The sequence below is a fragment of the Rhizobium sp. BG4 genome (assembly GCF_016864575.1).
Taxonomy (GTDB): domain Bacteria; phylum Pseudomonadota; class Alphaproteobacteria; order Rhizobiales; family Rhizobiaceae; genus Rhizobium.
Genome location: NZ_CP044125.1, coordinates 2,300,996 through 2,313,231, shown reverse-complemented (window position 1 = coordinate 2,313,231; position 12,236 = coordinate 2,300,996). Strand labels below are relative to the sequence as shown.

The 12,236-nt window shown below is 62.1% G+C and carries 12 protein-coding genes; 4 read left to right on the top strand and 8 right to left on the bottom strand.

The features are described from left to right. Positions 1–39 precede the first annotated feature (39 nt). Positions 40–1,263, bottom strand: a complete 1,224-nt coding sequence (locus tag F2982_RS11850) for an adenylate/guanylate cyclase domain-containing protein (RefSeq protein WP_130282321.1) — start codon at positions 1,261–1,263, stop codon at positions 40–42. Positions 1,264–1,337: 74 nt separating this feature from the next. Continuing rightward, complete coding sequence (locus F2982_RS11845) at positions 1,338–2,363, bottom strand: LacI family DNA-binding transcriptional regulator (protein WP_203427937.1); 1,026 nt, start codon at positions 2,361–2,363, stop codon at positions 1,338–1,340. 94 nt (positions 2,364–2,457) lie between these two features. Here F2982_RS11845 and F2982_RS11840 point away from each other — a divergent pair, with 94 nt between their 5' ends. The 3 genes from F2982_RS11840 (at position 2,458) to F2982_RS11830 (ending at position 5,568) form a co-directional block, all read left to right on the top strand. Continuing rightward, on the top strand, positions 2,458–3,645 hold the full coding sequence (locus F2982_RS11840) for a phytanoyl-CoA dioxygenase family protein (protein ID WP_203427936.1): 1,188 nt from the start codon (positions 2,458–2,460) through the stop codon (positions 3,643–3,645). An 88-nt stretch (positions 3,646–3,733) separates the two neighbouring features. After that, positions 3,734–4,555, top strand: coding sequence for an SDR family oxidoreductase (locus tag F2982_RS11835; RefSeq protein ID WP_203427935.1), 822 nt, complete (start codon positions 3,734–3,736; stop codon positions 4,553–4,555). 101 nt (positions 4,556–4,656) lie between these two features. After that, on the top strand, positions 4,657–5,568 hold the full coding sequence (locus F2982_RS11830) for an SMP-30/gluconolactonase/LRE family protein (protein WP_203427934.1): 912 nt from the start codon (positions 4,657–4,659) through the stop codon (positions 5,566–5,568). 3 nt (positions 5,569–5,571) lie between these two features. On the opposite strand, the gene F2982_RS11825 is transcribed toward F2982_RS11830, so the two are convergent. The 6 genes from F2982_RS11825 to F2982_RS11800 all read right to left on the bottom strand — a co-directional run bounded on the left by F2982_RS11825 (position 5,572) and on the right by F2982_RS11800 (position 10,977). After that, the gene (locus F2982_RS11825; RefSeq protein WP_203427933.1) at positions 5,572–5,865 is read right to left on the bottom strand and encodes a MurR/RpiR family transcriptional regulator; all 294 of its coding nucleotides are present in this window, start codon (positions 5,863–5,865) and stop codon (positions 5,572–5,574) included. A 71-nt stretch (positions 5,866–5,936) separates the two neighbouring features. Next, a complete protein-coding gene (locus F2982_RS11820; protein ID WP_130282331.1) occupies positions 5,937–6,683 on the bottom strand; it encodes a ThuA domain-containing protein in 747 nt (248 codons plus the stop codon). A 14-nt stretch (positions 6,684–6,697) separates the two neighbouring features. Beyond that, on the bottom strand, positions 6,698–7,777 hold the full coding sequence (locus tag F2982_RS11815; RefSeq protein WP_130282333.1) for an ABC transporter ATP-binding protein: 1,080 nt from the start codon (positions 7,775–7,777) through the stop codon (positions 6,698–6,700). Between the two features lie 19 nt (positions 7,778–7,796). Beyond that, the gene (locus F2982_RS11810) at positions 7,797–8,708 is read right to left on the bottom strand and encodes a carbohydrate ABC transporter permease (protein WP_203427932.1); all 912 of its coding nucleotides are present in this window, start codon (positions 8,706–8,708) and stop codon (positions 7,797–7,799) included. 1 nt (position 8,709) lies between these two features. Then, entirely contained in the window at positions 8,710–9,597 is an 888-nt protein-coding gene (locus tag F2982_RS11805) for a sugar ABC transporter permease (RefSeq protein ID WP_112719827.1), read from the bottom strand. A gap of 87 nt (positions 9,598–9,684) precedes the next feature. Beyond that, positions 9,685–10,977: an extracellular solute-binding protein gene (locus tag F2982_RS11800; RefSeq protein ID WP_112719828.1), complete on the bottom strand. Its 1,293-nt coding sequence runs from the start codon at positions 10,975–10,977 to the stop codon at positions 9,685–9,687. 199 nt (positions 10,978–11,176) lie between these two features. On the opposite strand from F2982_RS11800, the gene F2982_RS11795 reads away from it, so the two are divergent. Continuing rightward, positions 11,177–12,181 carry a Gfo/Idh/MocA family oxidoreductase gene (locus F2982_RS11795; protein WP_203427931.1) on the top strand — a complete coding sequence of 335 codons (1,005 nt, stop codon included), beginning with the start codon at positions 11,177–11,179 and terminating at the stop codon, positions 12,179–12,181. Positions 12,182–12,236 lie beyond the last annotated feature (55 nt).

Genomic DNA, 12,236 nt, shown 5'->3' with positions numbered 1-12,236 from the left:
CAAGGAAAAGCGGGCAGGCATAGGCAGAATGGCGACCGCTCAGAGATCGGCGCCAAGCCGCGCCGTCTCCAGCGTATAGAGCGCCTGCGCCCGCTTGACGCCGCGCAGCGCGTAGCGGCCGATGCAGGCAAGCACGTCGCGATCCGCCTGCGGAATGGTCTCGGCGAATTCCGAGGAGATCAGCACGTTGAAATCCACCGACCGGCACATTGATGCGATGCGGCTGACTTCGTTGACCGCCGGACCGATGACGGTGAAATCCAGCCGCTCCTGGCTGCCTATATTGCCGTAGAAGACATCGCCGATATGCAGGCCGAGATAGACATCGGTCGTCGGGCGGCCATCGATCTGGCGCGCCGCGTTCAGCGTCGCGAGCTTGCCGCGCAATAGCCGCTCCGCCTCCAGCGCCGCACAGCAGGCGTCCGATGGATCATCCGCCTTGAAGATCGCCAGCACGCCGTCGCCGATCAGCTTCAAGACGTTGCCACCCGCCTCATGGATCGCCGAAATGACGACTTCGCTATATTCGTTGAGGAAGGGCAGGATTTCCTCGGGCGAGGCGTTGTCCGAAATCTTCGTGTAATTCAAGAGGTCTGAGAACCACAGCGCCGCCGAAATCCGTTCTGATTTGCCGCGGCTGATCTTGCCTTCCATCACCTGCCGCGCTGCGTCTTCACCGAGATAGACCTCGGCAATCGTCCGGGCGATGCGGCCGAGCCCGATGCATTTGATGGCAAGACCGAGCACCGGCACCAACTTGCGCAGAATGACGAGATCGTGGTCCGAAAAGCCTTCGGGATGGCGTGTCGAAAAATGCGAGAAGAAGCAATCCATCTCGCCGATCGTGCCCTGCTTCTCGAAGCGGTGGATCATCGCGACATAGTCGGTATGGCCCAGCTCGGCCATCTTCTCGAGCATCTGGAAATCGGCGGGATCACCAAAACCGAGACGGCGGCGGACCTCATTTTCCGTACCGGCCCAGAGATAATAGAAGGCCGAGCGCTTCCAGCTCTCCAGCGCCTCGCCTTCGCCGGTCGGGCCATATTCGAATTCGGACTCGACCTCCTGCTCGCTGTCGAAGCGGAAGGCGCGCCCCTCGTGAACGGGATGCAGCGTATCCATCAGCGCCATGCCGCGGTCGATCTGCAGGCCCTTCTCGCGGCAGGCGATGCAGAAGCCGTCGAGCAGCTCGGACTCGGTCGCGCCCTTGAGCCCCTGCTCCGTCAACCAGGTCGCAATGGTTCCGATGTCGCTGTATTCCATGCCGCCCACCTCCGTCTCAGCCAACCAGTATCCGGATTTCGTCTTTTGCGGAAGAAAAACAAGCCTGCCGCGGATCAGCCGGCGGACGGCATGTTGAACGGCGTGACGATCTCGACCGCGGAGAGCGGCCCATGTCCGCTGCGCACCGGCTTCGACGACCGATCGAGAATGGCGCGAAACGCCGAGCGAGCATCGCTACGCAGATCGTGGTGCAGCACAAAATTGATCTTGCCGGATGCAAGCAGCGACCGGTTATCGGCATCGAGATCATGCGCCACGAAGACGCGCAGCTTCCGTCCGGCCACCTCGAAGGCCGCCAGCACCGCGCGGTTCCCGCCACCGATCGAATAGACGGCATCGATGGTCGCATCCGATGCCAGCGCCCTGGTGGCCAGCGAACCCGTTGCCGCATCCGTGCCATGCCCTTCGCTGATCTCGGTGATACCGATAGCCGGGTAACGTTCGCGGATCACGCGGCGAAAACCGATCTCCCGCTCCTCCTCGCCGCGGAACCGCCCACTCGACAAGGTAACCAGCACATTGCCCGGCGTCCCGCCGAAGACCGAACCGATCAGATAGGCCGCGGTCTCGCCCGCAGCCCTGTTATCCGCACCCGTATAGGCGACCCGCGGCGAGTTCGGCAGATCGGTCACCAGCGTTACCACGGGGATACCGGCGTCATCGGCACGGCGGACGGCGGCAACCACTTCCGGCACATCCGGCGCCTTTAGGACGATGCCATGCGTGCCGCGCAGCCGGATGCGATCGAGCAGCTGCACAAGCTCAGCGGGCTTCATCACCTCAGCGAAATGGAAACGGCAGCGGAAAACGGTCGGCAGCAGCGTTGCGACCTCGGCCTCGAAGGCGGCGCGGACGGCATCGCTGAACCGCACCGGCGTTTCCATGACGATATCGATTGCCAGCTTTCGTCCTGCCACCTCGGCACCGGCCTGCTGCTTCTCGAGCTCGGCAATCGCCGCCTTCACCCGCTGCTCCGTCTGGCGGCGCACGCCGACCCGTCCATTCAGTACCCGGTCGACGGTTGCTGTGCTGAGACCGGCCTGAAAGGCGATGTCCTTGACGAGAAAGGGATGGGCCATGGCTACCGTTCTGATGGTTTTTTGATGGATTTCTGATCTATATCAGCAAATCCTGCGGCGTATAGTTCCTTCATCAGATTTGGAGGAGCACCTGATGAAAACCGACAACCCGCAGAAAATGCGCGCCGACCGCGTCTGGCTGACGGAAGATGCCTGCGATCTCGGCGACTTCCGCGCCCTGGCCGAAAAGACCACGGCGCTGGCCGATTACCCGACGGCCGATAGTGTTGAGAAAAACGTTCTGATCTACGACAGCCGCAAGGTCACCGAGGCGATCGCCGATCCCGAAGGCCGCCGCGCCGTGCTGGCCGAGATCTGCGAAGCTTTCGGCGAGGGTCCCGGCGTCGTCGTCTTCAAGCGCGCCTACGAGGATACCTCGATCATCGACCGCGCCAGCCAGATCTTCGACGAGATCATTGACGAGCAGCACCGCACCTCGACCGGCGGCGGCGACCATTTCGCCAAGCCCGGCGCCAACGACCGCATCTGGAACTCGCTCGAGAAGCACTGCCTCGCCGATCCCGAGAATTTCGCGCTCTATTACGCCAACCCGATCGTCGCGATCGCCAGCGAAGCCTGGCTCGGCCCGAGCTATCAGATGACGGCGCAGGTGAACCGCGTCAATCCAGGCGGTGCCGCGCAATCGGCGCATCGCGATTATCACCTGGGCTTCCAGTCCTCCAAGGTGATCGAGCAGTTTCCCGCGCATGTTCACAAGCTCTCGCCGGTGCTGACGCTGCAGGGCGCCGTCGCCCATTGCGACATGCCGATCGAAAGCGGCCCGACGCTTTTCCTGCCGCATAGCCAGACCTATGTGCCTGGTTACCTCGCGCTCAAGCGCCAGGAGTTCCGCGACTACTTCGACAAGCATCACGTCCAGCTGCCGCTGAAGAAGGGCGACGTCGTGTTCTTCAATCCGGCGCTCTTCCATGCCGCAGGCACCAACCGTTCGGCGGACATCAAGCGCGTCGCCAACCTGCTGCAGGTATCCTCAGCCTTTGGCCGCGCCATGGAGACGGTCAACCGCGAGCGGATGAGCGCCAAACTCTTCCCGGCGCTGAAGACGCTGAAAGGCAAACTCCCGGAAACGGGCGTCGCCAACGCCGTCGCTTCCTGCGCCGAAGGCTATTCCTTCCCCACCAACCTCGACCGCGACCCGCCGGTCGGCGGCCTGGCGCCGAAGACGCAGGCGCAGTTGATGCATGAGGCGCTGAAGGAAGGCTGGAGCGACGATGCCTTCACCAAGGCACTCGCCGATCAGGCGGAGAAGAAGCTGACCTGATCAGCTCATAAGAACGACACCATTGAAGCCTCTCGTTTCGACGAGGGGCTTTTGCCGTGAGATCACCACAACACATCGGAGGAACCATATGAGCACAGATACCAGCCGCCTCGACGGCAAGATCGCCATCGTCACCGGCGGCACCCAGGGCCTCGGCGCCACCATCGCCCGGCTGTTTGCCGAGCGCGGCGCCAAGGGCATCGTCATCTGCGGCCGCAATGAACAGAAGGGCAAGGCGAAGGCCGAGGAGCTTTCATCGAAGACCGGCGCCAGGGTCGTCTATGTCAAGGCCGATCTCGGCAAGGTCGAGGATGCGCAGAATGTCGTGCGCGCCTGCGACGAGACCTTCGGCCGCGTCGATGCGCTGGTGAATGCCGCAGCGATCACCGACCGCGGCACGATCCTCGACACCAGCCCCGAACTCTTCGACCAGATGTTCGCCGTCAACGTGAAGGCCCCGTTCTTCCTGATACAGGAGGCCGTCAAGGTGATGCGGCGCGAGAAGATCGAGGGCACGATCGTCAATATCGGCTCGATGTCGGCAAAGGCCGGCCAGCCCTTCATCGCCGCTTACTGCGCATCCAAGGGCGCGCTGGAAACGCTGACGAAGAACACCGCCTATGCCCTGCTGCGTAACCGCATCCGCGTCAATGGTCTCAACATCGGCTGGATGTCGTCAGAGGGCGAAGACCGCATCCAGCGGGAATATCACGGCGCGGCGGAAGACTGGCTGGCAAAGGCCGCCGCAAGCCAGCCCTTCGGCCGCCTTGTCGACCCGGAAGAAGTGGCCCGCGCCTGCGCCTATCTTTCCTCTGCCGAATCCGGCCTGATGACCGGCTCCGTCATCTGCTTCGACCAGTCGATCTGGGGCGCCTATGACGGCTCGCCGCATCCAGTTGCCGCCCTCTAAGTGACTGCCGGAGCCCGGTAATTTTCAGCGCCGGGCTCTGGCACCGCTCACCGTTTGCGTTTACGAAAGACTCGGCCAATCGCTTTGGGAGGAGCAATTCAGTGTCCGAAACCCCGCTCTACGACATCCGTGACGAACGTTTCCGCGGCCTGATCGCCGGCAGCGCCCGGCTCGAGGAACTCTATAGCGGCTGCCGCTGGGCCGAGGGTCCCGTCTGGTTCTCCGACATGAACTGCCTGATCTGGAGCGACATCCCGAACGAACGGATGATGCGCTGGGTTCCGGACGGCGGCGTCTCCGTCTTCCGCTCGGCGTCCAACTATGTGAACGGCAACACCAGGGATCGCCAAGGCCGGCTGGTTTCCTGCGAACATGGCGGGCGGCGGGTCACCCGCACCGAGGCCGACGGCCGCATCACCGTTCTCGCAGACAGCCATAACGGCAAGCGGCTGAATTCGCCGAACGACGTCGTCGTCAAGTCGGACGGTTCGGTCTGGTTCACCGATCCAAGCTACGGCATCATGTCCGATTATGAAGGGCACAAGGCGGACGAGGAGCAGGAGACGCGCAACGTCTACCGCATCGATCCGCAGAGCGGCAAAGTCGAAGCCGTGGCGACCGATTTCATCCAGCCGAACGGCCTTGCCTTCTCGCCGGATGAAAAGCAGCTCTATATCGCCGATTCAGGCTCGTCCCACCACGAGGTTCCGCGCCATATCCGCGTGTTCGACGTCATCGACGGCAAGACGCTGGCAAACAGCCGCTTCTTCTGCACGATCGACAAGGGCGTTCCCGATGGCTTCCGCTTCGATGTCTCAGGCAATCTCTGGAGCAGCGCCGCGGATGGCGTTCACTGCTTTGCCCCCGATGGTACCCTGCTCGGCAAGATCCTCATCCCGCAGACCGTTTCGAACATCTGCTTCGGCGGTTTCAAGAAGAACCGACTGTTCATCACGGCAACGCAGTCGGTCTATTCGATCTACACGACCACCAACGGCGCGCAGTATCCATAAGGCTCAGGAGGCGCGACGGGAAGATTGGCGCAGCCCGTGCTGAAAGCCCTGCTTCATCTCGGCGAAACCATCGAAGCCGAGATGCTGGGCAAACCGCACGACGCTGGTCTGCGAGACCTTGCAGCGCTCGGCGATCTTCTGGCTGCTTTCGAAGGCGAAAACGTCAGGCCGCTCGGCCGCGAGACGGGCGAGTGCTGCCAGCCGCTCCGGCACGTTGCGATGCACCGCCGCCCAGAAATTCTTGCTGATCAGGAATTCGTGGACGTCGCTTTCAGCCTTCAGCGAAATCAGCTGCATCGCATTCCTCCTCGATGAATGCCGCCCGCGGAGGCCGGAGCGAGATCGCCCCAGCCCCCACGGGAGGAAGCTCAGACCTTGCCGTCAGGGCGCGGATGCAGCGCTTCGGCGCGGTGCCAGTTCTCCAGGATCCGGCCATCCCTGTGCTTCTGCTCCGCCCAGCGGATGCCGTTGGAGATGACCTTGTGGATCGTCTTGTCGTGATAGATCGGATAGGTCTCGTGGCCCGGGCTGAAGAAGAAGATGCGCCCGCGGCCGCGCTGCCAGGTGCAGCCGCTGCGGAACACTTCGCCGCCTGAGTACCAGGAGATGAAGACCAGCTCGTCCGGCTGCGGGATATCGAAGGGCTCGCCGTACATTTCCGAAGCATTGACCTCGAAGAACGGCGGCAGACCCTCGGCGATCGGATGCGAGGGATTGATGACCCAGACGCGCTCCAGATCGCCCGCCGGCGACTCGCGCCACGAGAGATTGGCATTGGTGCCCATCAGCCGGCGGAACAGCTTGGAGTGATGGCCGGAATGCAGGATGACCAAGCCCATGCCCTTCAGCACCCGCTGCTGGATGCGGTCGATCAGCCCATCGCTGACCTCCTCATGCGCCATGTGGCCCCACCAGAGCAGCACATCGGTATCGTTGAGCAATGAATCCGGCAAACCTTCATCCGGATCATCCAGCGTGCCGCGTCGGATCTCGAAGTCGGGATGCTTGATGCCGGCCGCGATCGCGCCATCGATCCGATCGGGATAGATATCCTGCACTTCCTTGTGCACCTGCTCGTGCCGGCCCTCGTTCCAGATCGTTACCTTGATCGTCATGATAGTCCTCGATGTTATGAAAGATTGGCCGAGCGGATGACCCGGCCCGATGCGTCGAAGAGGTGGCAGGCGGCCGGATCGGCCGCGAGCGAAACCCGGTCCCCGGGCCTGACGGCAATATCGCCATCGGCTCGAACGATGATCGGATCCTGTGTGGTGCCGACGGTGATGTAGGTTTCGACACCGAGCCGCTCGACGATCGCCACCTCCGCATTGAAATTGCCCTGTCCCTCGCCGACGATCTTCAGATGTTCGGGCCGCACGCCGAGACGCACTTCGCCCTGCGGCACCGATGCGGCATCGGGCATGTCCATCCTGAGCCCGATCGGACTATCGAGCGCGATCCGGCCCGCCTGCCGCGTCGCCGTCGCCGGGATCACGTTCATCTTCGGCGAGCCGATGAAGGTGGCGACGAATTCGTTCTCCGGCTGATGATAGAGGCCCATAGGCGCGCCCTGCTGGGCAACCGTGCCCTTGTTCAGGACAACGATACGGTCAGCCATCGTCATCGCCTCGACCTGGTCGTGGGTGACGTAGACGACGGTCGCCTTGAGCTCGCGGTGCAGCCGCTGCAGCTCGGCGCGCATCTGCACGCGGAGCGCGGAATCGAGGTTGGAAAGCGGCTCGTCGAACAGGATCAGCGACGGCTTCTTGATGATCGCCCGGCCGATCGCCACGCGCTGGCGCTGACCACCCGAGAGAGCCGCCGGGCGGCGATCGAGGTAATCGGTGAGCTGCAGGATCTCGGCGACGCCCTCGACCTGCTTGCGGATCTCCGCCTCCGGCACCTTCTTCAGACTGAGCGAAAAGCCGATGTTCTCAGCGACCGTCATATGCGGATAGAGCGCGTAGGACTGGAACACCATGGCGATCCCGCGCTTGTCAGGTGGCACATCGTTGATGCGCTGGCCATTGAGGATCAGGTCGCCCTCGTCGATGCCTTCCAGACCGGCGATCATGCGCAGCAGCGTGGACTTGCCGCAGCCTGACGGGCCGACGAAGACGGCGAACTCGCCATCCTCGACTGTAATGTCGACGCCCTTGATAACTTCCAGCGCACCGTAGAATTTGCGGACGTTCTTGAGATTGATCATTCGGTTTCTCTTTCTTGTCTCAGCCCTTCACGCCGCCAGAGAATGTCTGGACGAGGAAGCGCCGCGCGAAGCCGAAGGCGATGACGGCAGGCAGGAGGTAGATGAAGGCAAGGGCCGCCAGCAGGCCGTAATCGATCTCGTTGATGCGCAGGAAGGCGCGGAAGAGACCGAGCGGCAGCGTCTGCAGCTCCGGCGACGACAGGAAGATCAGCGGCAGCAGGAAATCGCCCCAGGCCGACATGAAGGTGAAGAGACCGGCAGCGGCCAGACCCGGCAGCGCCAGCGGGATCAACACCCGGCGGATGCGCTGGATCATGGTGGCGCCGTCCATGACGGCCGCCTCCTCGTAGTCACGCGGCAGCCCATCGAAGAAAGTCTTCATGATCCACAGCGCCAGCGGCAGCTGCATGGTGGCAAGCACCAGCATGATGCCGAGATAGCCGTCGATGAAGCCGGTCCAGCGCATGATGTCACGGGCATAGCTGCCGAAGATCGGCCGCAGCACCGCACCCTCGGCATTATTGAGCGTCAGCAGGAATTTATAGAGCGGCACGACAAGCGCCGTCGGCGGCAGCACGCGGATCAGCAGGATGGCGTAGAGGAAAGGCAGCTTCCACCATGCCCGGGTGCGCGACAGCGCATAGCCGCCGAGACCGGCGAGTACCATGACGATGAACGTTGCCCCGCCAACGACGAAGAGCGAGTTGAACAGCCACTTCGCGCCGTCCTCCTTGACGAAGACACGGGCATAATTGGCAAGCGTCCATTGCTCCGGCCAGCGCAGGAAAAGCTGCGCATTGCCATCGAAGGAGGCGAGCAGCACCCAGAAGAAGGGCACGGCACAGAAGATCGAGATCAGCGACAGCGTCGCATAGGCGAGAAGGTCGGAACGCGTCTTGTTGGCGCTTTCGCTTGGAGAGATGACGGCCATATCAGATCTCCACCTTCATGGCCCGCACATAGGCAATGCCGAGGATCAGCGAGATGACCAAGGCAACCACTGCGACCGCAGCGCCATAGCCGAGCTGGAAAGCCGTGAAGGACTGGTTGTAGATATAGATGCTGACAAGCTCGGTCGCTCCGCCCGGGCCACCTCTGGTCAGCGCATAGACGAGACCGAAGACGGCAATCGTCGAGACGGCGGAGATCAGCATGTAGAGCAGGATCGTCGGCATCATCAGTGGCAGCGTGATGCGGCGGAACATCTGCGACGGGGTCGCGCCATCCATGCGGGCAGCCTCGTAGATTTCGTTGGGAATGGTGCTCAAACCGGCGGTGAGCAGGATCATCGCCGTCGCGATACCGCGCCAGGTATTGACGATGATGATCATCGCCAGCGGAAACGTGTTCAGCCAGTCGGCGGGCGTGATGCCGAAGAAGCTGACGATGCGCGACAGCGTCGCGTGTTCGCCGCCGGCCAGCATCGAAATCCACATGAAGCCGGCAACGACTTCAGGCGCCGCATTCGGCAGAAGGATGATCGACGAGAAGATGCGCCGGAAACGGATTTCGCGGCGAAGCGCCATGGCGGAGACGAGGCCGAGCACGAACTGCCCGATGATCGCCGAACCCATGACGAAGAAGAAGGTGACAAGCAGCGAGTTCCAAAACTTCGCGTCGTTGAAAAGCCGCGCGTAATTGCGAAGGCCGACGAAGCGCGGGCGGAGCGCCGCAGCACCCGTCAGGGCCTCGTTGGTGAAGCTCAAATAGAGCGAATAGAGCGCGGGATAGATGACGAACGCCAGCAGCAGCACGAGCGAGGGCAGCAGGATGATGAGAAGCTGGCGCTCGGCGCGGCGTTCATGAGAGTTTCTGATCATCGAAGCTCACAACCTTATCGAATGAACCGGGAAACGCGGCAAGAGCGCCGCGTTCCCCAATCTTGGGCGGGAGAAAATGACCCAAGCTTACTTCACGGCGTCGTCGCCGAGCGTTTCCTTGACGTAGTCGACCAGGATCTTCTGGGCGCCAGCCGCATCGGTTTCCTTGCGCAGCAGCGCTTCGGTTGCGCGGGCAACACCTTCCGAGACGGTACCGAAGCCGGAAGCCTGCTTCAGGAATACACCGTTTCCGGCAGCCGCATGGATCGGAACGAGTTCCGTCAGCTTCTGGAAGTCGGCATTCTTGGCCGCATCCTTGCTGGCCGGAATGTTGCCGATGCGGGCAGCGTAGGAGACCTGCGTTTCGACCGAGCCGATTTCCATCAGCGCCTTGATCGCCAGTTCGGCATTGGCCGACTTGGCATTGACGGCCCACGGGGCGGCAAGGTTGGCGAGAACGTACTGACCGCCGCTCTGGCCCGGAACCGTCCAGGTGCCGACGACCTTGGTCACGTCAGGGATCGGGTTCTTGCTCTCGCGGCCCCAGTCGAAGATGTAGCACCAGGAGCCGCAGGTGGTGGCAGCAAGCTTGCCCTGCGGGAACATCTCATATTTCGGCACGACCCACGGCTCCGGTCCGAGCAGCGGCTGAACCGGCATCAGGTCGTTATCGATCAGCTGCTTGTAGACGTCGAAGACATCCTTGACGCCCTCGCCGTTCAGATCGAGCTTGCCGTCTGCATCGACGATCTGCGGCGTCTTGGAGCCAACAATCAGATGCTGGAAGCCTTCGTCGAACGCACCGCCGCCCCAGGCGACACCGGCCGGGAAGAGCAGACCGTAAGCGCCGGTCTTCTTCTTGATCTCGGCAGCGCGGTCGAGCAGGTCCTTCCAGTCCTTCGGCTGGTCGGTCGAGATACCGGCCTTCTCAAGAACGTCCTTGCGATAGTAGATTTCCTGAATGCCCAGCATGAAGGGCATCACGTAGGTCTCGCCATCGGGGCTGACGGCCAGCTGCTTGGCGACGTCATAAAGACCGTTATAGCCTTCCCAGGCCTTGAATTCCTTGGTGACTGGCGCGAGGTAGCCCGCCTCGACCATATCGGCAACGGCCGATGCCGTCGGGATCGAGAACAGGTCGGGGGCATTGCCGGCGCCGAGTTCGGTCAGGAGCTTGGTGAGATAATCCTTATCCGGCGCCGGATATTCGACGACTTCGACCGTCACGCCATATTTCTTTTCGATGCGCTCGACCGTCGACTTCATGGCGTCGATGCCCGACTGACCATGGTTGGCGATGCGGATCGTTTCAGCATGGGCCAGCGTCGAGACCGCGCTGAGCAAAATGGCGCAAAGGCCACCGATAACCGTCTTCTTCAACGGAAGTCCTCCCTCTTTAAAACATGGCGCCCTCCAGCACCTGCGGAAAATGTACACGCATTCCTATCTCTGACAAGTCGATTTTCACAGCGATCTCTATCCAAATTTTAATACATTGATTTTCAATGATTATTTATAGCTTGCCAGTCATGATTGCTTTGTGTAATCGTTTGCACAATGAGTTTCGGGAGGATTTTTCATGGTTCAGAAACTGCGCCTCGGCGTCATCGGCGCCGGGCTGAAAGCAGCCGAATATGCCGCCAGCTGGGCACGCATGCCCGAGATCGAATTCATCGCTCTCGCCGATACGATCCCGGCCTCGCGTCAGCGGCTGATCGACGTCTGCACGGCAGCCGGCGCACCGGCGCCGGAGACGTTCGAGGACTATCGCCAGATGCTGGCGACGCGCCGTGATGCGCTCGATATCATCTACATTTCCACGCCGCACGCATTCCACGGCGAACAGGCTGTCGCTGTGGCCGAAGCCGGCCTTGATCTTTTCCTCGAGAAGCCGATGGTGACGACGGTTGCCGAAGCCGAGCGGCTGATCGCGGCGCAGAAGACATCCGGCGTCACCATCGTTACCGCCTTCCAGGGCGGCCTTTCGCCACTGGTCCTCGACACCCGCAAGCGCGCGGTGGCCGGCGAATTCGGCGATCTCATCGCCATCTCCGGCATGATCTGGGAAAGCTGGGCATCGAACTATGGCGGCCACTGGAAGCAGCAGCCGGAAGTCTCCGGCGGCGGCTTCATGTTCGATACCGGTGCGCACATGATGAACACCGTCTGCCTGTTGGCGAACTCGGATTTCGAGAGCGTCTCGGCCTACATGCACAATCACGGCCGGAAGGTGGATATCGCAACCGCCGTCTCCGCCCGGCTGAAGAACGGCGCGCTGGCGACGCTGACGGCCGCCGGCGAAGGCCCTCCCGGCTGCGCCTCCTACATCACCTTCTTCTATTCCAAGGCGATCGTTCGCATCGACGCCTGGGGCGGCTGGCGTGAAATAAGCTTCGGCCGCACCAGCGAAGCCCGCGAAGAGGCCGAAATCCTCGGCAATCCCATGAAGAACTTCCTCGCAATCCGCGCCGGAAGCATGGAAAACTCCGGCTCCGTTGAAATGGGTTTGCGATTCGCTAAGCTCTGGGACGCAATCAAGGAATCGGCAGCGGCGGAGGGAGTGCCCGTCCGGATCGCCGACTAAGGAAATTCCAGCAAGACTGCGCAGCGGTTTTGCTTCTGGAATTGCGTGACAAGGG